This is a genomic window from Nostoc sp. UIC 10890 (assembly GCF_054786515.1).
Map to the genome: position 1 here is coordinate 2,157,833 of NZ_JBSGKF010000001.1, position 19,063 is coordinate 2,176,895.

The following is a 19,063-nucleotide window of genomic DNA, read 5'->3' on the forward strand; positions in this document are numbered from 1 at the left end:
ATATTAATTAACTAACCATATCATTAGCTTATATATCCTTCCTAAACACCGCTTTTTGTTGGAAATCAGGATTGCTTTTTAACTATTTTGTTCATTTTAATTACCTAAAATATTTTCGTTTTGGCTCAAACATTTTTCAGGGTACAATAATTTACCCTTATTTGATAACTTAGTCTTTATTGTTTAAAGTATAAAAATATAGGCTTTTAGTTTTTCAGATTCTTAGCAATTTTCTTCCTAAAAAATCATATTTAGTTTGATAAAAAACTACAACGCTCATCGATTTATTGGTTGGTAGATTATAAAATTAATTTTAGATTAAATAAACTTGCTTTTTTGAAATCAACTTACTTAGAATTTCACCTAACAACAGATAATCTCAGTTTTATCAAGAAAATGCAATAGCACTTAAGACTGTTAACTAGACGATTAAGACTGCCAACTAGACAGTTAAGACATTTAAGAAGACAGTTAAGACAGTTAAGGGGACAGTTAAGACATTTAAGACAGTTAAGCTAATAGTTAAAATATTTAAAATAGTTAATAAAGAATAATTGCTGTAACTTCTTTGTAGGGACTCAGGTGCAGAGGGACGGCAAGGGTATCTAAATTTTGACAAAGTGGTAAGTAGAGGTGTAATCAAAGTAGTACAGATAAACTGTATGACTAGTTAAGTGAGCGATCGCTAGTTGGTGGTATTCTCATTCTCAAAGTAAAATGAAACTTGAGCCTGTTAAACTCAGTTTTCTTTTGCATGAAGTACAAAGCTACAGGTTTTGAGGCAGGAGGCAGAGACTCTTCATATCTGATGCGTGAGTTCTGCATTTTGTACCTCAGTTACTTGCAAACTACTATATATTAACTCTCACCAGGCTAAAGCCAAGGAATGTGGCTTTTATTCCCAGATAATAAAATATCTCCCAGTGAGGTTGTTTGACTGGCGAGAAGTAGATTTAGATTTTCTTCGTTGCTGGACAAATTATATCCTGTCCGCTTAATTACTTATACCAATTCAATGAATGATTGCAACACATCCTTGGGTAAAGACGCGATGAATCGCGTCTCTACAAATGGTCTATTTGTGGCATTCTTTTTTCAAATTGGTATTATTAGACCCGAAGAATACCACCCGGTCAAAGCCATGCTTTGTCTCGCCTCTCCGTTTGCAGGCTACGGTGTATACACAAGTCTAATTACCCCCCTTAATCCCCCCGATGCATTGGGGGGAAACCGGAAAATCCTGTTCCTTCCCCAATGCATCGGGAGGGTTAGGGTGGGGTCAAACCTTGGTTAATTAGCTATTTCAGACTTGTGTGTACACCGTAGGTTTGCGGGGAGGGGATTAATGGGGTGCAATGACTGTAGGAATCACAACTAATTATACGGACATGATATTAATATGTTTAACTTCGAGGTTTTCGGCATATTTCTTATAATAAATTTCTGTTAAAAGAAGAGTTAAGGATGCAAAAACAACAATAATTTACACCCTAACTCTTAAGTTTTATGCTTCCTCTGAATTTTCTCTTTTATGTCCTGGGGATGCTTCGTAAAGGGCATCAAGATGTTGACGTGCATCTTCAACGTTAATCGAACGCATTACCAAAAGTGGCTCTTTAATTAAGTTGCCTGCGCTATCTAATAACTCTGGATGGGGTGCAAACTGTTTTTTTGATGAATAATAACCATAGCTGCCTTGATTATTCATTGGCGAGGAATTCGTCGGGTAAGTTCGCTCTCGATCAAAACTGAACATGATCAGGTTACGAATTAAGTTGCCAACAGCTATAAATGCAAGGATTGTAAAAGCAAGAATGTAAAGCAGATGTAACATTGGATTTTCCTCCAGAGCAGCAATTTTTAAAACTTTATTTTGTAACGCTTTGTTCGCCGATACTGTGACTCACAGTTAAGACGAGTATTGAACACACTCTTCGTGCGCTTACATTTATATGGAGCTATTTGTCAACCGTTATTCCACTTACGGTAGCATAGGATACATTATTTTGTTAATCCAAATAATGTTAAGAAATTGTTAAGATTTTTTTACTATCTCTTTGATGACTGATTTACCATCTTGCATAGACGCTTCCTCTGCTTTTGGTTAGACATTAGTAAGTTGTCTGTCAAAATGAAGGAAGATGCTCCCAGTTGCTTAGACTTCACGCCCTTGACGAAAGCGCATTGCGACATTCCAGCATTCTGTGACTAATTCATGCCAAGGCATTAACGTTGCCATATCAATCCCGACTTGTTTATCAGTTGCATTAAAAAGCATCTTCGCCGTATTTAGTTCATCTTGCGCTTGCTTAACTCGCAAGAGCAAGTCAGATTGCTCTTGGTGACTCATAAATGATAGTTGCTCAGTTTCGAGTAAATGGCGCGATCGCGTAAACCAATGCTGAAAATCTTCCAGCAGAGGTTCTAAAACTGTTTTTAGCAACTCAGTCCCTGGTAAATTTGAGTCTGACATAAATGAAAGGCATATTTCAAACTTGCTTACTAATATTAACGTTATTTACGTTTCTTAACACTTTTGTGATTTATCTCATAATTTGAGGATAGAAAAATATGTAACAAAGAACACAGAATTTATTATATATTCTTGATGTCGGGATTGTACAGTGCCTTTGGGTAGGCGTCTATAGGTATATATGACACCGAGCTACAATTCATCAGCTAATTTAGCGATCGCGGGGAATCCTGAATTTGACACTCATGTAACAAATCAAAAATTTATCTTTATGCTTGATTGAAGAAGAATTCAGAAGTCAGGAGCCAGAAGTCATAATCAATATAGTGGGGAATTTAAACCCGTCTCTTAAAATCACCACTAAGAGAAAGCGTATTTAGCGGGGAGTATTAAACCCCTTAATTCAAACACTCGCAAGACTCCCTCTAAGAGTTTGCTATGCCGTTGGTGTTTGCGGTAGCCCATTGGTGTCAACTTAAGCTTAAAACTCCTTTCAAACCTCGTTTCCAGGCTCTGGCTGGAAATGCAACTCAAAAGCGGCTCTGCCGCCAGTAAGGAAGGCGGAGCCTTTAGGATGGCATTCCCAGTCTGAGACTGGGAACGAGATTAGATATGATCTTTAAAAGCTTCTTCTAGACTGGCTTTTACCTTAAGTTGACACCAATGGCGGTAGCGTCTCCCCTTGTGATAAATCTGGGTTTACACTGCGCTATCCGCCAGTCGGACTCCAATTAATTCTGAATTTAGAATTCTTTTTTGATAAGCTGAACTGGCGAAAATCAAAGTCGTTATAGTTGAATAAGCCTACAGATTCAGATAAATCTTTTGTAATCACTTCGCCAACGGTTCAGCAGCCAATGTCGCTAAAATCATCTAATCAGTCAGAACACTCAGAACAAGTTGAAAAAATTTATTTACCGCGTACCAGCGAATCAGAGAACTTAAAAAAGATTCGCCACACTGCTTCCCATGTTATGGCAATGGCAGTACAAAAGCTGTTTCCCAAGGCACAAGTTACAATCGGCCCTTGGATTGAAAATGGTTTTTACTATGACTTCGACAGTCCAGAACCATTTAGCGAAAACGATCTCAAAGCCATCAAGAAAGAGATGGTAAAGATTATCAATCGCAAACTGGCGGTAATTCGGGAAGAAGTCAGCCGAGAAGAAGCCGAACGCCGGATTCAGGAAATTAAGGAACCTTACAAGCTAGAAATTCTGGCAGATATCAAAAACGAACCAATCACGATTTACCACCTGGGGAATGAATGGTGGGATTTGTGTGCAGGGCCTCATGTGGAAAATACCAGTGAATTAAACCCGAAAGCAATTGAACTAGAAAGCGTTGCTGGCGCTTATTGGCGTGGGGATGAAACCAAAGCCCAACTACAACGCATCTACGCCACAGCCTGGGAAAGCCCTGAACAACTCGCTGAATATAAGCGACGCAAAGAAGAAGCGCTGCGGCGAGATCACCGGAAACTTGGTAAGGAACTGGGATTATTTATATTTTCCGATCTGGTAGGGCCGGGTTTACCTTTGTGGACACCCAAAGGCACTTTGTTAAGGAGTACTTTAGAAGACTTCCTCAAGCAAGAACAGTTAAAACGGGGTTATTTATCTGTAGTAACGCCTCATATTGCCAGAGTAGATTTATTTAAAACCTCTGGACATTGGCAAAAATATAAAGAAGATATGTTCCCCTTAATGGCAGATAATGAGGAAGCTGCCGCACAGGAACAGGGCTTCGTTATGAAGCCGATGAACTGCCCTTTTCACATCCAAATATATAAGAGTGAGTTACGCTCTTATCGAGAACTGCCGATGCGCTTGGCAGAATTTGGTACTGTTTACCGTTACGAACAATCAGGGGAATTGGGCGGTTTAACGCGGGTGCGAGGTTTTACTGTCGATGATTCTCACTTGTTCGTCACCCCAGAACAGCTAGATAGTGAATTCCTCAATGTGGTGGATTTGATTTTGTCGGTGTTCAATAGTCTGCAACTGAAAAACTTTAAAGCTAGACTCAGTTTCCGCGATCCAGCTAGTGATAAGTACATTGGTTCCGATGAAGTTTGGGACAAAGCCGAAGGTGCAATTCGCCGTGCAGTTGAAACTTTGGGGATGGAACACTTTGAAGGGATTGGAGAAGCGGCTTTTTATGGGCCCAAACTTGACTTTATCTTTAGTGATGCCCTAGATCGGGAGTGGCAATTAGGAACTGTGCAGGTAGATTACAATTTGCCAGAACGCTTTGAGTTAGAGTACGTTGCCGAAGATGGTGTTCGCAAACGCCCAGTGATGATTCACCGTGCGCCTTTTGGCTCACTGGAAAGGTTGATTGGGATCTTAATTGAAGAATATGCGGGCGATTTTCCTTTGTGGTTAGCGCCAGTGCAAGCGAGATTACTGCCGGTGGGTGATACACAGCTAGACTTTGCTAAAGATGTCGTGGCGAAGATGAGAGCGTTGGGCATCCGTGCAGAAGTTGATACCAGTGGCGATCGCTTGGGTAAACAGATTCGCAATGCAGAGAAAGAAAAAATACCCGTGATGGCTGTGGTGGGAGCTAAGGAAGTGGAAACCAACACCTTGAGTATCCGTACCCGTGCCTCTGGAGACTTAGGTAGTATTTCTGTCGATCAAGTTGTGGATAAACTACAACAAGCGATCGCTAACTTCGATAACCTTCAGATCGATGTCACAAGCGGAGAGTCTGAAGCTAGTAGTCTGTCAATAAATAATTGATGGATAAATTCCTTGTAGAGACGGCGATTTATCGCGTCTCTCTAACCGTCAAAATGAATTTGACAGACTACTAGCTTGGAAGATATCACATCATTTTTGGAGATGTCTAGTAGGCTGGGTAATGCCCAGCCTCAAGAACAGCCCTCAACATATTCAACTTCCGGCAATTTACCCGCTCTGAACTGAGTTACAAGCTTACCATCAGTCTCAAAAACTACACGATAGTTGCGATCGGCACGATCTTTCGGGATGAAAGTTAGGTAATGTCCCTCTTGGACGTATTTATGAGGTGTGACTTCAATTTGTCCTGGGTAAAGAGACTTGATTTGTGCTTCAGTGTCGCCAATTTTTGCACCTTTGAGGGTAGTAATCTGAGTATTTTGCCGGATATCTACTCTAGAAATGCGACCTTTTGTCACCATAAACGAAAGATTTTTGGGTTCATTTTGTGGCTTAACATAGTAGCAATTGTTATTTGGTGGATCGCCCACTAGCTTAGTACCAGCAGCCTTTGCTGCTTGGGAAACAGTCATGCCAACTTTTATTGTACCGATGCCATTGATAAAAATTTTTGACTGGTTGGTTAGTTTTGCCTTTGCTACAACTGTGCTGACAGTCAAAGAAGAAACTGCCAGTGTTACTGTGGCAAAAGTCAATAATTTAGTTTTGCTATTCATAAATTGTAGATTTTCCTCAGTTAAATCGATAATTTCGTTCTATTATGCATTTCGTAATTCGTAATTCGTAATTCGTAATTCGTAATTCGTAATTCGTAATTAAGAAAGTCAGACATTGTTTTGGTTTCGGGGTTTGTATGTGTAGCCACGACTTCTAGTCGCAGAGGCAAGTAATAATTTAGACTTTTCCAACAACCTCTTAGCAAGTCTTCCTATTTCGGTTACATTGAAATTTACTGAATAAGGGAACAGAGAACAGAGTAGAGTACAGCGAGATACAAAGTCTCCACAACCTAAGTTTCACACTTTTAAACGTGTGTTAATTCTGCCCCCTGCCTCCTAAAATCTAACTCCTAACTTCTCGCTATAAAAAATGGTTCCTTCCAGACGAGTTTATTTATTGTTGGTTTTGGGTATAGTGATATCTACGACGGGCTACGCCTACGCCCCGATCTTATCCTTATTTCCCACTATCAGAGCAACCATCGTCATCACTGTGCTATTTGATGCCATCGTTCTAGGATTGATGATTGTAGATGGTTTACGGGTACGGCGTTCTCGTGTGCAAATTACCCGCGAATTACCATCACGATTATCCATTGGGCGGGATAATCCTGTGGTGCTAAAAGTGATGTCACAAAATACTAACGCCCAAATTGAAATCCGCGACTATTATCCAACAGGTTTTGGCGTATCTACACCTGCACTAAGCGCCATTGTTCCCAGTAACAGCACCGAAGAGTTAACGTATACCGTCCACCCGACGCAACGGGGAGAGTTTCCTTGGGGAAATATTCAAGTCCGACAGTTGGGACTTTGGGGATTAGCTTGGGATGATTGGCAAATTCCCCAAAGTTTACCAGTGAAAGTTTATCCTGATTTAGTGGGATTGCGATCGCTTACAATTCGTCTGACAGTGCAATCATCGGGATCAATCCGCCAATCTCGCAAAACTGGTATTGGTACAGAGTTTGCCGAATTGCGAAACTATCGTACTGGCGACGATTTGCGATTTATTGATTGGAAAGCTACCGCCCGTCGGGTTGGCGCTTATGGTAATGCAACGCCACTGGTGAGGGTTCTAGAACCGGAACAGGAACAAACGTTACTGATTTTACTCGACCGCGGACGGTTGATGACGGCCAAAGTGCAGAGTTTGCAGCGCTTTGACTGGGGTTTGAATGCAACTTTATCCTTGGCTTTGGCAGGTTTACATCGAGGCGATCGCGTGGGTGTTGGTGTATTTGACCGCCAGATGCATACGTGGATTCCCCCAGAACGCGGTCAAAATCATTTGAATCAGCTAATTGATCGGCTAACTCCAATTCAACCAGTATTGTTTGAATCTGATTATTTGGGGGCGGTGACAAATGTTTTGCAGCGACAAACTCGGAGGGCGCTTGTAGTAGTTATTACCGATTTAGTTGATGTCACTGCCTCTACAGAACTCCTAGCCGCACTCTCGAAACTAGCACCCCGCTATCTGCCATTTTGCGTAACTCTGCGAGATCCGCAAGTTGATCGTTTAGCACACACTTTCACAGATGATGTTGCAGGTGCTTATGGACGTGCAGTGGCATTAGATTTATTAATGCAACGACAAGTAGCCTTTGCCCAACTGAAACAAAAAGGTGTATTGGTACTAGATGCACCAGCAAATCAAATTGCCGATCAGTTGGTTGAGCGATATCTGCAACTCAAAGCGCGAAATCAACTTTAGACTATGACTAAAATGAGCCACTAAGTGGAGTGAGTGATTTTATACTTTATACTTCACCTTGACTTTTTTAGTAGATTTCTATACGCTGATTACTAAATTTACTGAACCATGAAAAATTAATAAACCTAACTTTAAAGCTAGTGTTTCTAACTACTCTTAATCATTTGACAAACTTATAAATTAGTCATTGATTGATAAGCATCTGAGGGGGTCAGGCAACGGCTGAAACCCTTATTCTTTCGTTGACCCCCTTAGATAGCTTGCTGAGTAAGCCTTTGAGGTGTGTCAGAATCAGTTTTATTGAAAGAATTTATCAACTATTCCCCTGGAAAAACGACCCCCTCAGATTGACCCCTCTCAAGCTCAATTGTGATAAAGCTTCTAGAAGAGTAGCCTTTTTCATCAACTTCCCCTCACGGGGATGGAAACTGTAGGTACACAGGTGGTACCTCGGATCGGATGGATCTGGCTTATCCTTTTTCATCAACTTCCCCTCACGGGGATGGAAACTTTCTATTTTCAAACCTATCTGGTATCTCTGATATACATCTTTTTCATCAACTTCCCCTCACGGGGATGGAAACTTTTTTGCATAAGTGAAAGGAATAGCAATTCCTCCACCTTTTTCATCAACTTCCCCTCAGGGGGATGGAAACCCATCCTTTTTAACAGCTTTGACGGTTACAAACTGAGCACTTTTTCATCAACTTCCCCTCACGGGGATGGAAACCGTATTCCTCGAATCATAGGCACTACAGACGGTGCCATAGACCTTTTTCATCAACTTCCCCTCACGGGGATGGAAACTTTTGTTGTCAGGACATTTGGTAGTAAGGGTTTGACCTAACGCTTTTTCATCGACTTCCCCTCACGGGGATGGAAACTATGTGATGCCGCCAGCAAGGGCCGGCTTCTCACAGAACTTTTTCATCAACTTCCCCTCACGGGGATGGAAACCTTATAATAAGCGCAATCGCAAAGAGGTTATCTAAGCTTCTTTTTCATCAACTTCCCCTCACGGGGATGGAAAATTTATAAGTATGTTGCGATCGCATTTAGCAATGGTGACCAAGTATTTTGCTAAGTTACAAAAATAACCTCATGTCAAAACAAGCAAAAAAACCAAGTAATCGGTTTATGTGTCGAGATTTAAGTGCTAGCCAGTTGAGTTGGCTAATTACATCTAGCATTTTTTTATTTCTAGGAACTACCGTTGGTGTGGCGCAAGTTAAAACAGCACATAAGTCAGGGTTCACACTACAACTTTTACATACTTCTGACCAAGAAGCAGGTGTTCCAGCGCTGAAGGATGTGCCAAACTTTTCGGCGGTGTTGAATGCACTCAAAAATCAAGATGCTAATGGTGACGGCAAACCTGATTATCCCAATACCTTAATCCTTTCATCTGGAGATGCTTATATTCCCAGTCCCTTCTTATTTGCCAGTGACACAGTGTTTGGTGGACAAGGGCGAGGAGATATTTTAATTCTAAATGCTCTTGGGTTTGGTGCGATCGCCTTTGGTAATCACGAATTTGACTTAGGTACGGGTGTTGTTGCCGACTTAATCCGTCCTCAAGAAGATTACCCAGGTACAAAATTTCCCTATCTCAGCACGAATCTAGACTTCAGCACTGATAAAGACCTGGCAAAATTAGTTACTGCCGATGGTCAAGAGGTAAGTAAAATCCCTAATAAAATTGCCCGTAGCACGATCATTACCGTCAATGGTGAAAAAATTGGTGTAGTTGGGGCGACAACTCCCACACTGCGGTCTATTTCTTCTCCCGGTGGTGTGACTGTCTTACCTAAAGAATTTAATGACCGTGATGCCGCAGACATCGCCGCCTTAGCTGCTGAAATTCAAACTTCTGTTGATACACTGTTAACAAAAAACCCAGAGATTAATAAGATCATTCTGTTGGCACACATGCAGCAAATTGCGATTGAGCAAAAGTTAGCAGAATTACTCAAGGGAGTAGATATTATTGTTGCTGGTGGTTCCAATACCTTACTAGCCGACAAAACAGACCGTCTTCGAGTCGGTGATAAATCTGCTGGAACTTATCCAATCCTCAAAAAAGCAGCGGATGGTAATCCCATAGCCGTAGTTAATACCGATGGCAACTATCGCTATGTTGGTCGTTTAGTAGTTAACTTTGATGCCAATGGAGTGATTATTCCGTTTAGTATTGACTCCAAAATCAGTGGTGTTTATGCGACTGATTCCCCAGGAGTAGCAGCTGTTGGTGGGAAACCCGATGCCAAAATTGTCGCCATTACAGAAGCACTCAAAAAAGTGATTATTGCCCAAGATAGTCTGATTTTTGGGAAAACCAACGTTTTCCTCAACGGCTGGCGGGGTGATGTTCGCACCCAAGAAACCAATTTCGGGAATTTGACAGCCGAAGCTAATTTAGCGATCGCCAAACGATATGATCCTAAAACTGTCATTTCCATCAAAAATGGCGGTGGTATCCGTGACAATATCGGTATATATACCTTTCCCCCAGGTTCGACTCGCTTACAGGATGTTATCAAACTGCCGCCCCAAGCAAATCCTGTAGCAGGTAAGAAAGAAAAAGAAATTTCCCAACTTGATATCATCAATGCTTTACGGTTCAACAATGGTTTGACTTTAGTTACTCTGAATGCAGCAGAACTACTAGCGGTGATTGAACACAGCGTAGCGGCTATAGCACCCGGTGCTACCCCTGGCAGTTTTCCCCAAGTAGCGGGATTAGCCTTTAGCTTTGACCCAAACTTGCCAGCCGGGAAGCGTGTCAAATCCCTGGCAATCAAAGATAGAAAAGGCAAAATTATTGATGTAGTAGTTAAAAATGCCGAGTTAGTGGGTGACTCTAATCGGATTTTCCGCACTGTTACCCTCAACTTCCTAGCAGGTGGTGGTGATGGCTATCCTTTTCCCAAAAGAGAACGGGTTGATTTGACATCAAAAGATGCTGATAATAGCAAACGCACAGGTTTAGCTACCTTTGCTGCTGATGGTTCTGAGCAAGATGCATTAGCAGAATATCTGGCTGCTAACTTTAAGCAGATTCCATTTACTCAGAGGGATGTGCCACCCGCCGAAGATACTCGCATTCAAAATCTCACATTGCGTAAAGATGTGGTGTTTTGAAAGCCGCCGTGGATGATTGAAGTTGACAAAATATACTTTTACGGGCGGAATATGTATTTTTTATCCCTCTCCAGAAATTTGCCGTTTGGAAATTGATGTTATACATTGGTTCTCAGGTTTTAATCAGAAATTTATTTACCAATGGAAACCCAACAGATCAGTTCAACAACAAAAGAAAATAGACCCACTAAGACGAAAAAACAGTCTTTTCCTGGCATGAATATTGGTACTCCTAAAATACCATTTCGCAAATGTAAGAAAACAGCACAACAGCATGAGTTACTCAGTGATTGGGAAGACGCGAGTTAATTTAGTGACACTCTTAACACAGTGTACTGTAAGGTACAAAGACGCGATACTGTACTGTAAAGTACAAAGACGCGATAAATCGCCGTCTCTACAATAATCAGTCTTTTGTAGAGACGGCGATTCATCGCGTCTCTTGTCTGTGATTCATCGCGTCTCTTGTCTGCAATTCATCGCGTCTCTTGTCTGCAATTTATCGCGTCTCTTGTCTGCGATTCATCGCGTCTCTTGTCTGCAATTCATCGCGTCTCTTGTCTATTATTTAAATCAGCGATGCAATGATATTAATACTCATAGCTAAAATGGTGGTATTGAAAAAGAAGGATAATATGCCATGTAACAGAGTCAAGCGCCTCATATCGCGTGATGTCGTCTGCACATCCGAAACTTGGCTAGTCATGCCAATTACAAAAGAATAATATAAAAATTCCCAATAGTCTGGATAGTCGTTATGAGGAAAATCTAAACCTCCGGTGATTTCTTTATTATTATTACGATTAATATATTTGTAATAGCTATGTGCATATTGCACTGCAAACATTGTATGCACTAATAGCCAAGAACCGACAATGGTCATAATTGAAAGTATGACATGTAGGGTAAGTAGAATATTTGATAACTCTTTTTTATCAATTAGTAAAAACCCAATGGCTAAAACACTAGCACAAGCCGCAGCAATCACCAGCATGAATATAGCCAAATGTCCTTCATATTCACTCTCAGCATAACGGCGAATTTTTTCTGGGTTAGCTTTGATCATTTTCCACCAAGTCACGGCTAAGAAAAAGTCAATGCCGGAGTTCCAAGCACAGAGAATGCGAATGGGTAAGTGCAGCCAAGCCGGAAGGATTACTGAAACTAATACAGCGAGTCCAACAGCAATTATCAGCCGGGGTCGAGAGTCAAAGTTTTTGAATAAATTCAGTTTCACAAATATTGCGATCGCAGAGTTTAAGTAACATACTTCTACACTAATGCAAAGCATACAGTGTTAGTGTATAATGTCCGATTCCACAGAGATAATTTGGTAAATTTGGATGGAGAAATTAACTAAATCAGTGCGATTTTGGCTTTGTGCAACTATCCTAATTTTAGGTTTGATAGGCTGCGATCGCTTTATCGGTACTTCTGGAGAACCAGTTGAGCGAGTCAGTGATGGTGATACTTTAGTGGTGAAAGATCCCAATGGTAAAAATGTTACAGTGCGCTTTGCTTGTGTAGATGCGCCAGAGATAGCTCATACCAACAAAGAAAAGCAGAGTAAACGCATTAGCGATCGCAATCAATTTACTTGGGGTGTGAAAGCCCAAGAAAGAGTACAACAACTGGTGCAACAAGGAGGCGATCGCGTGACTTTGAATATTACCGATAGCGATCGCTATGGACGCAAAGTTGCCGAAGTTCGTTTACAAAATGGCACTTTTGTGCAACAGGTATTGTTGCAAGAAGGATTGGCAAAAGTGTATCGTCCCTATTTAAACAAATGTCCTAGCAAAGACTTAGTTCAACAAGCCGAAGCTAAAGCGAAGGAACAACGGCTTGGTGTTTGGAGTGATGCTAAATTTACTAATCCTTGGGAATATCGCAGCCTATATAAAAAGTAGGGCGTTGCATATTTGCACGATGATTTAGCAACATCCAAAATTCCCTCTTGCCTCCCCTGCCCCCTGCCCCCTACTCCTCTCCCCAAGTTTGCAGTTGCAAATAAACTAGTACCAGCGTCCCTGCTAATAACACCGTCGCTGCTGCTGCTGCATAACCAAAATCAAACTGGCCAAAAGCCTCTTGGTAAATGTAGTAAACCAGCAAATTAGTCGAATTCAGTGGGCCACCGCCAGTCATCACATAAACTTGCTCAAAACTCCGCAATGTAAAAATCGCGGTAGTAATGATTGCAAATATCAAAGTAGGGCGCAATCCAGGCAGAGTAATATACCAAAATTGTTGCCAAGCATTTGCTCCATCCAAATCTGCTGCTTCATAACGACTGGGAGGAATTGCTTGCAACCCTGCTAAAAAAACTACCATATTGAAACCGAGTTGTTTCCAAATACTCATTAAAATAAGTACCGGCATTGCCCAAAATGTGTCTCCTAGCCAGGGTATATCTGGAATGCCAACAAAATCTAAAAGTCCGTTCACTGGCCCTGATGTTTGAAATAGCCAGCGAAATCCCAAACCAGCCGCCACAAGTGAGATAATTGAAGGCAGAAAATAGGCACTCCGCAAGATTCCCCGCAAAGGAATAGAGCGGTTTAATAGCACAGCCAATCCCAAAGAGATAACTAAAGTGGGAATGATGGTGGCAACAGTAAAATAAAAGGTGTTACCCAGAACTTGCCAGAAGTCGGGGTTGAGTAGCAAGCGCCAATAGTTTTTTAAGCCTATCCAATAAGTACCTTTTAAGGTGAAACTACCGGCAGTGAAACTGAGGTAGAACAAATAAGCGATCGGCCAAATGATAAAAACGCCGAGCAAAATTAGTGCTGGTGTGAGAAAAATCCAGGCGGCGGCTGTATCATTATCCAACCACGACTTAGTATATTTTTTTTGCATCTATAATTTTCCCTCTTAGCTGTATGACCCTCCGCCCTGATTTTACCCTGAGCTTGATTTCTTCCAGGATTAGCGGTGGTCAGATCCCCGACTTCTTCAAGAAGTCGGGGATCTCGTAGCCCAGGAAAATTAATGCGATAGACCACTACTTGGAGCCTTCACTTAAACATCGCTATTTTTCTGCAAACTCAAACCAATCCCAAATGCAATTTTAACGCCGCATCAATTAGTACCATCATCTCTTCGTTTAAACTACCTAATACTTCACTAGTAATTCGTTGCTTAGAAATTGTTCGCACTTGCTGCGCCTGTACTTTAGAAGGCTTTGTTAAACCGCTAATCTCTGGATTCAGCAGAACTTCAAAGGGATAAACACGGTTAACATTAGAAGTAAGCGGTAAAATTGTCACAGTGGTGGCAGCACTATTACTTATATCATTACTGATAATTAAAACTGGACGACGTTTACCCATTTCTGAACCCATCACCGGACTAAGATTTGCGTAATAAATATCACCACGTTTCATCTGTTAAACCATCTGCCACTGTCACATCCCAATCGTTATCAACTTCAGCAGATGCTTCTCGGTAAGCTACCTCTAATTCTCGGTTTCGTAGCAATTCTAATGCTTCTTCAATTACTTGAGAACGAGATTTACAGCCTTTATTGCGCTTGTAGTTTTCGACAAACTCCACTAAAGACGGTGGCAAGGAAATAGAGAGTTTTTCTACATTCATCTTCCTACCAATTAGTAGCAAAAATAATTCGTACTCATATTCTAGCTTAATCTCGTAGCCCAGCAGGTGCGATCGCAATACGGTTTGGATCAGGTTTTTTGATGACATACCTATATCTCGCAAAGACGCGATTTATCGCGTCTTGTCTTAAACCGAACCCTATTCTGACTTTTCCCGTTAAGTCTTGAAAGCCTTACTAGTAAAGGATTTAAGAGACAGCACAGCAAATTCGGTAAAGTAATTGCAATCGAGTGCTAAAGGTGACAAGCAATGCTGGACTGGTGGGAGAAAAATTTTGCAACCCTAGAACTAGGCGATCGCCGATTGAATGAGCGTGCAATGTCGATAGGCTATGCTCTAAGCCTTGGATTTGGGAAAGGACTGTCAGAAATCTTCAGCAATGGAACAGTACTTAAAAGAGCCTATGAGTTTTTGCTAACCCAAAAGTGCAATTTCAAAGCATGATTCAGCCGCACTGTCAAATGACGGCGGAGACTGTTGCAGAAAGCGATGTAATGCTGTGCGTCGGAGACACAACTTTTCTTGATTATGGCAGTATTGAGTCTAAAAAAGAAGGTTACGGCCCAATTGGAAAAGGCGGTAACGGCTTAATATTGCACAGTGCATTAGCTATAAAACCTGAGAGTGGTCAATCCATAGGTCTTTTGTGGCAAAAACTCTGGAATCGAGAACCAAAAGAGAAGCCACCCAAAAATGAAACACCAGCCAAGAAGAAAATTCGCCTTGCAGCAGCAAGAGTTGAAGCCCGAAAACGTCCCTTTGAAGATAAAGAATCTTACAGGTGGGTAGAAGCGCTCACCACTGTAGAAAACCTTGTGAGTAAGCACACGCAAGTGATTCATGTTTTCGACCGAGAAGGTGATATCACAGAACTTTTTGATAAAGTTCGTCAACTTCAGCACACCGGAGTTCTGGTTCGCGCGGCTCATAACCGCACTTTAGATTCCGATAGCGAACGTCTTTGGTCAAAGTTAGAAGCAGAACCCATTAGTTTTGAACAGGAAATCGAATTACCGCAGACTCAAAAGCGTCCTGCCCGCCAAACCAAACTGGCTATCAGATTTTGTGCTGTTAATCTTCGCACTCCTTACCGTTTTGATAACCGTGACCCTTTACCCGTCTATGCTGTTTATGCCACTGAAATTGATTGTCCAGATGGTGAATCACCTGTGGAATGGATGTTGTTAACCACAGAAGTTGTCGCAGATATCCAGATGGCTTCTACGATTTTACGCTGGTACTCTTACCGTTGGCGCATTGAAGAATATCATAAAATTTTCAAGTCTGGATGTCAGGTAGAAAAATATAGACTTGCTGCTGAGGGCATGAAAACTCTAATTGGATTCTTGAGTGTGATTGCGGTAGAACTATTGCAACTAACTTATCTACACCGCACTCAGCCTTCAGTTCCTGCCATTGAGATCCTTAACCCCCTTGAACTTAGGATTTTAAAAGCTAAGTCCCCTAAACTTCCCAAAGTCCTAACAGTTAGCTGGGCTGTTGAAGCCGTTGCTCGTCTTGGCGGCTACTTAGTACATCGAAGTAAAACACCCATTGGTATTCAGGTACTGTGGCGAGGTTGGTTAAAATTGCACGACCTCTGTGAGGGCTGGCAGCTTGCAAAAGAGACTTAACGGGAAAAGTCAGGTTGGCTCAGTACCATCCATGCCCAGACCGAACGAGAGAGTACGCTGTCCATCTAAATCAATCAGCAGAGTTTGGCGTTTGGGAGATGCTAGAAACGCTCCTAAGTTCAGGGCGGTAGAGCTTTTGCCTGTACCACCTTTAAAGTTGAATACACTGATAACAATCACTGTTTAAAAGTTAAAACGTTAATGAGTTTATAGCATAAAGGTTTAATACTTTAATACGTTTATATATTTAGGCATCCCACGTAACTTTGATGCAAAAGCAAATGCTTAATCTGGCTAATACTATAAAGGTCTAATACCTTAATAGCGTATGACTCCTACCATTTTCTACGAAAGGATTGATGGAACGTTAAAAGTTCCTAATGAAAATAACTTGGCTGCTAATAAACTCCCTGACCCATTTGCTTCAGATTTGGGACTCCCTAACAAGTCATTCGAGAGCAAACTCTCTTAATTCAGCAACCCGTGAAATATTTAACTGCATTGGGCAGTATGAGTACATCGGTGAACCAACATAAGCTCCAGCCAGCTTGCAATGACTATCTCGATAGCTCAACCAAAACTTTTGAGAAAGTTCAAACTTTTTCGCGTCTTCCGCCTGCTGAGATGCAATTTGGTGATAAATTTTACCGTAGAGGCGATTTATTTCCTGCTCCGAAGCCTTAAACGTTTGGCGCAAACACTGATCCACTGAACTATTATTCGTAACACCAGCAGCCTTCAAGCACTTGCTATACATCTGTTGATAGTCAACTTTATTTACAGGAGCAGCCTGCGCTACACTCGAAAAAAGTAAAACAGCAACAACCATCCGCTTCAACATAAAACGCTCCTTAACTGTAGCGACCTGCAATTATAAATCACCCAACCTGCAATCAAGACATTTACAAACCAGGATTATCTGCAACTATAATTGTGCTTCAGCCAGGATTAAGGTTCTTGGCAACTTTTGGTGATGATGAAAGGTTACGCGCTTTAAAGCAGAAGGCAGCTATGCTGAAGGGTTTTAAGATTTTGCCTGTCGTCGTAGAAGTTGTGACAAAGACTCAGATCCAACTTGAAGACTTTTCTTGTGATGTAGAGGTTCTGTAACCCAAGAAACGCAGGATTTTCTGTAGTTTTCTTCTTTCTTCCTTCTGCCCTCAGCATAGATGTCTAAACCAGCCCACTATTAATCACCAAAAGCTGACAAGACCCAAAGTTGGTTACAACCAGAATTTTATCCGAAGATTTCCATAAATACTTAATAGAGTAAAACCCTTGCAATTTAAGGATTACATCTGCATCGACAGACTTCCCAAAAAAAAAATGGGAAAATAGTTGACAAAAAAATTTGCACTCGCTATATTTGATAAGCACCTGAGAGACGAGCGCGAAAAAGCGACGCCTGAAGGACGCCGAACCTTGAAAATATTATAGTTTGAAAGCCATTATACAACAAGTGGCCTGCGTCAAGCAAATAAAGAGAACTAAGCTGAAGTTTTAAAAGAGCAGCTAATTGAGCTATAGAGCTTTCCAATACAAAACGGAGAGTTTGATCCTGGCTCAGGATGAACGCTGGCGGTATGCTTAACACATGCAAGTCGAACGAAATCTTCGGATTTAGTGGCGGACGGGTGAGTAACGCGTGAGAATCTGCCTTCAGGTCTGGGACAACCACTGGAAACGGTGGCTAATACCGGATGTGCCGCAAGGTGAAAGGTTAACTGCCTGAAGATGAGCTCGCGTCTGATTAGCTAGTAGGTAGTGTAAAGGACTACCTAGGCGACGATCAGTAGCTGGTCTGAGAGGACGATCAGCCACACTGGGACTGAGACACGGCCCAGACTCCTACGGGAGGCAGCAGTGGGGAATTTTCCGCAATGGGCGAAAGCCTGACGGAGCAATACCGCGTGAGGGAGGAAGGCTCTTGGGTCGTAAACCTCTTTTCTCAGGGAAGAACACAATGACGGTACCTGAGGAATAAGCATCGGCTAACTCCGTGCCAGCAGCCGCGGTAATACGGAGGATGCAAGCGTTATCCGGAATGATTGGGCGTAAAGCGTCCGCAGGTGGCTATGTAAGTCTGCTGTTAAAGAGTCTAGCTCAACTAGATAAGAGCAGTGGAAACTACATGGCTAGAGTGCGTTCGGGGCAGAGGGAATTCCTGGTGTAGCGGTGAAATGCGTAGAGATCAGGAAGAACACCGGTGGCGAAGGCGCTCTGCTAGGCCGCAACTGACACTGAGGGACGAAAGCTAGGGGAGCGAATGGGATTAGATACCCCAGTAGTCCTAGCCGTAAACGATGGATACTAGGCGTGGCTTGTATCGACCCGAGCCGTGCCGTAGCTAACGCGTTAAGTATCCCGCCTGGGGAGTACGCCGGCAACGGTGAAACTCAAAGGAATTGACGGGGGCCCGCACAAGCGGTGGAGTATGTGGTTTAATTCGATGCAACGCGAAGAACCTTACCAAGGCTTGACATGTCGCGAATCCTGGTGAAAGCTGGGAGTGCCTTCGGGAGCGCGAACACAGGTGGTGCATGGCTGTCGTCAGCTCGTGTCGTGAGATGTTGGGTTAAGTCCCGCAACGAGCGCAACCCTCGTTTTTAGTTGCCAGCATTAAGTTGGGCACTCTAGAGAGACTGCCGGTGACAAACCGGAGGAAGGTGGGGATGACGTCAAGTCAGCATGCCCCTTACGCCTTGGGCTACACACGTACTACAATGCTCCGGACAGAGGGCAGCAAGCATGCGAATGCAAGCAAATCCCGTAAACCGGAGCTCAGTTCAGATCGCAGGCTGCAACTCGCCTGCGTGAAGGAGGAATCGCTAGTAATTGCAGGTCAGCATACTGCAGTGAATTCGTTCCCGGGCCTTGTACACACCGCCCGTCACACCATGGAAGCTGGTAGTGCCCGAAGTCATTACTCCAACCTTTCGGGGGGGAGGATGCCTAAGGCAGGACTGGTGACTGGGGTGAAGTCGTAACAAGGTAGCCGTACCGGAAGGTGTGGCTGGATCACCTCCTTTTTAGGGAGACCTATACCCCTT

At 42.5% G+C, this 19,063-nt stretch carries 16 protein-coding genes, 1 rRNA gene, 1 pseudogene and 1 CRISPR repeat array; of the genes and pseudogenes, 8 read left to right on the forward strand and 10 right to left on the reverse strand.

What is annotated here, in order from left to right:
- Positions 1-666: 666 nt before the first annotated feature.
- The 3 genes from ACWATR_RS08440 to ACWATR_RS08450 all read right to left on the reverse strand — a co-directional run bounded on the left by ACWATR_RS08440 (position 667) and on the right by ACWATR_RS08450 (position 2,473).
- Positions 667-825 carry a hypothetical protein gene (locus tag ACWATR_RS08440; RefSeq protein ID WP_460331370.1) on the reverse strand — a complete coding sequence of 53 codons (159 nt, stop codon included), beginning with the start codon at positions 823-825 and terminating at the stop codon, positions 667-669.
- A gap of 679 nt (positions 826-1,504) precedes the next feature.
- Positions 1,505-1,834, reverse strand: a complete 330-nt coding sequence (locus ACWATR_RS08445) for a DUF2973 domain-containing protein (RefSeq protein ID WP_435027016.1) — start codon at positions 1,832-1,834, stop codon at positions 1,505-1,507.
- A 321-nt stretch (positions 1,835-2,155) separates the two neighbouring features.
- Entirely contained in the window at positions 2,156-2,473 is a 318-nt protein-coding gene (locus tag ACWATR_RS08450) for a DUF2605 domain-containing protein (RefSeq protein WP_069068150.1), read from the reverse strand.
- 857 nt (positions 2,474-3,330) lie between these two features.
- Between ACWATR_RS08450 and thrS the strand changes: the two genes are divergently transcribed.
- Positions 3,331-5,220: a threonine--tRNA ligase gene (thrS, locus tag ACWATR_RS08455; RefSeq protein WP_460340292.1), complete on the forward strand. Its 1,890-nt coding sequence runs from the start codon at positions 3,331-3,333 to the stop codon at positions 5,218-5,220.
- 131 nt (positions 5,221-5,351) lie between these two features.
- Here the strand turns inward: thrS and ACWATR_RS08460 are convergent, their stop codons facing one another.
- The gene (locus ACWATR_RS08460) at positions 5,352-5,897 is read right to left on the reverse strand and encodes a hypothetical protein (protein ID WP_460331373.1); all 546 of its coding nucleotides are present in this window, start codon (positions 5,895-5,897) and stop codon (positions 5,352-5,354) included.
- A 373-nt stretch (positions 5,898-6,270) separates the two neighbouring features.
- Here ACWATR_RS08460 and ACWATR_RS08465 point away from each other — a divergent pair, with 373 nt between their 5' ends.
- The 3 genes from ACWATR_RS08465 to ACWATR_RS08475 all read left to right on the forward strand — a co-directional run bounded on the left by ACWATR_RS08465 (position 6,271) and on the right by ACWATR_RS08475 (position 11,067).
- The gene (locus ACWATR_RS08465) at positions 6,271-7,617 is read left to right on the forward strand and encodes a DUF58 domain-containing protein (protein ID WP_460331376.1); all 1,347 of its coding nucleotides are present in this window, start codon (positions 6,271-6,273) and stop codon (positions 7,615-7,617) included.
- Positions 7,618-8,011: 394 nt separating this feature from the next.
- A CRISPR array of direct repeats spans positions 8,012-8,647; the repeat unit is 34 nt; unit sequence CTTTTTCATCAACTTCCCCTCACGGGGATGGAAA.
- A 71-nt stretch (positions 8,648-8,718) separates the two neighbouring features.
- Positions 8,719-10,758 (forward strand): bifunctional metallophosphatase/5'-nucleotidase, encoded by a 2,040-nt coding sequence (locus tag ACWATR_RS08470; protein ID WP_460331378.1) that lies wholly within the window; start codon positions 8,719-8,721, stop codon positions 10,756-10,758.
- Positions 10,759-10,899: 141 nt separating this feature from the next.
- A complete protein-coding gene (locus tag ACWATR_RS08475; protein WP_460331380.1) occupies positions 10,900-11,067 on the forward strand; it encodes a hypothetical protein in 168 nt (55 codons plus the stop codon).
- 259 nt (positions 11,068-11,326) lie between these two features.
- Here ACWATR_RS08475 and ACWATR_RS08480 read toward each other — a convergent pair whose 3' ends face one another.
- Positions 11,327-12,049 carry a DUF1345 domain-containing protein gene (locus tag ACWATR_RS08480; protein WP_460331382.1) on the reverse strand — a complete coding sequence of 241 codons (723 nt, stop codon included), beginning with the start codon at positions 12,047-12,049 and terminating at the stop codon, positions 11,327-11,329.
- A 52-nt stretch (positions 12,050-12,101) separates the two neighbouring features.
- Between ACWATR_RS08480 and ACWATR_RS08485 the strand changes: the two genes are divergently transcribed.
- The gene (locus ACWATR_RS08485) at positions 12,102-12,668 is read left to right on the forward strand and encodes a thermonuclease family protein (protein WP_460331384.1); all 567 of its coding nucleotides are present in this window, start codon (positions 12,102-12,104) and stop codon (positions 12,666-12,668) included.
- Between the two features lie 70 nt (positions 12,669-12,738).
- Here ACWATR_RS08485 and ACWATR_RS08490 read toward each other — a convergent pair whose 3' ends face one another.
- The 3 genes from ACWATR_RS08490 to ACWATR_RS08500 all read right to left on the reverse strand — a co-directional run bounded on the left by ACWATR_RS08490 (position 12,739) and on the right by ACWATR_RS08500 (position 14,358).
- Positions 12,739-13,620 carry a carbohydrate ABC transporter permease gene (locus ACWATR_RS08490; protein ID WP_460331385.1) on the reverse strand — a complete coding sequence of 294 codons (882 nt, stop codon included), beginning with the start codon at positions 13,618-13,620 and terminating at the stop codon, positions 12,739-12,741.
- Between the two features lie 188 nt (positions 13,621-13,808).
- Entirely contained in the window at positions 13,809-14,147 is a 339-nt protein-coding gene (locus ACWATR_RS08495) for a type II toxin-antitoxin system PemK/MazF family toxin (RefSeq protein WP_460331387.1), read from the reverse strand.
- A complete protein-coding gene (locus ACWATR_RS08500; RefSeq protein WP_460340294.1) occupies positions 14,134-14,358 on the reverse strand; it encodes a ribbon-helix-helix domain-containing protein in 225 nt (74 codons plus the stop codon). Before ACWATR_RS08500 ends, ACWATR_RS08495 begins: the two co-directional genes overlap by 14 nt.
- Positions 14,359-14,628: 270 nt before the next feature.
- Between ACWATR_RS08500 and ACWATR_RS08505 the strand changes: the two are divergent.
- Positions 14,629-16,013, forward strand: a pseudogene (locus ACWATR_RS08505) (IS4 family transposase).
- A 9-nt stretch (positions 16,014-16,022) separates the two neighbouring features.
- On the opposite strand, the gene ACWATR_RS08510 reads toward ACWATR_RS08505, so the two are convergent.
- Together ACWATR_RS08510 and ACWATR_RS08515 are read right to left on the reverse strand one after the other, a co-directional pair.
- Positions 16,023-16,193, reverse strand: a complete 171-nt coding sequence (locus ACWATR_RS08510; RefSeq protein ID WP_460331389.1) for a ParA family protein — start codon at positions 16,191-16,193, stop codon at positions 16,023-16,025.
- A gap of 268 nt (positions 16,194-16,461) precedes the next feature.
- Positions 16,462-16,854 (reverse strand): lysozyme inhibitor LprI family protein, encoded by a 393-nt coding sequence (locus ACWATR_RS08515; RefSeq protein ID WP_460331391.1) that lies wholly within the window; start codon positions 16,852-16,854, stop codon positions 16,462-16,464.
- Positions 16,855-16,970: 116 nt separating this feature from the next.
- On the opposite strand from ACWATR_RS08515, the gene ACWATR_RS08520 reads away from it, so the two are divergent.
- Positions 16,971-17,123 carry a hypothetical protein gene (locus ACWATR_RS08520; protein WP_460331393.1) on the forward strand — a complete coding sequence of 51 codons (153 nt, stop codon included), beginning with the start codon at positions 16,971-16,973 and terminating at the stop codon, positions 17,121-17,123.
- A gap of 430 nt (positions 17,124-17,553) precedes the next feature.
- Positions 17,554-19,042 (forward strand): 16S ribosomal RNA (locus ACWATR_RS08525).
- Positions 19,043-19,063: the final 21 nt, after the last annotated feature.

Excerpts from the sequence above, each read along its gene's own strand:
- ACWATR_RS08490 (WP_460331385.1), bottom strand. The coding sequence starts at position 13,620 with ATGCAAAAAAAATATACTAAGTCGTGGTTGGATAATGATACAGCCGCC.
- ACWATR_RS08465 (WP_460331376.1), top strand. The coding sequence starts at position 6,271 with ATGGTTCCTTCCAGACGAGTTTATTTATTGTTGGTTTTGGGTATAGTG.
- ACWATR_RS08440 (WP_460331370.1), bottom strand. The coding sequence starts at position 825 with ATGCAGAACTCACGCATCAGATATGAAGAGTCTCTGCCTCCTGCCTCA.
- ACWATR_RS08500 (WP_460340294.1), bottom strand. The coding sequence starts at position 14,358 with ATGAATGTAGAAAAACTCTCTATTTCCTTGCCACCGTCTTTAGTGGAG.
- ACWATR_RS08445 (WP_435027016.1), bottom strand. The coding sequence starts at position 1,834 with ATGTTACATCTGCTTTACATTCTTGCTTTTACAATCCTTGCATTTATA.
- ACWATR_RS08495 (WP_460331387.1), bottom strand. The coding sequence starts at position 14,147 with ATGAAACGTGGTGATATTTATTACGCAAATCTTAGTCCGGTGATGGGT.
- thrS (WP_460340292.1), top strand. The coding sequence starts at position 3,331 with ATGTCGCTAAAATCATCTAATCAGTCAGAACACTCAGAACAAGTTGAA.
- ACWATR_RS08515 (WP_460331391.1), bottom strand. The coding sequence starts at position 16,854 with ATGTTGAAGCGGATGGTTGTTGCTGTTTTACTTTTTTCGAGTGTAGCG.
- ACWATR_RS08460 (WP_460331373.1), bottom strand. The coding sequence starts at position 5,897 with ATGAATAGCAAAACTAAATTATTGACTTTTGCCACAGTAACACTGGCA.
- ACWATR_RS08480 (WP_460331382.1), bottom strand. The coding sequence starts at position 12,049 with ATGCTTTGCATTAGTGTAGAAGTATGTTACTTAAACTCTGCGATCGCA.
- ACWATR_RS08485 (WP_460331384.1), top strand. The coding sequence starts at position 12,102 with ATGGAGAAATTAACTAAATCAGTGCGATTTTGGCTTTGTGCAACTATC.
- ACWATR_RS08475 (WP_460331380.1), top strand. The coding sequence starts at position 10,900 with ATGGAAACCCAACAGATCAGTTCAACAACAAAAGAAAATAGACCCACT.
- ACWATR_RS08450 (WP_069068150.1), bottom strand. The coding sequence starts at position 2,473 with ATGTCAGACTCAAATTTACCAGGGACTGAGTTGCTAAAAACAGTTTTA.
- ACWATR_RS08470 (WP_460331378.1), top strand. The coding sequence starts at position 8,719 with ATGTCAAAACAAGCAAAAAAACCAAGTAATCGGTTTATGTGTCGAGAT.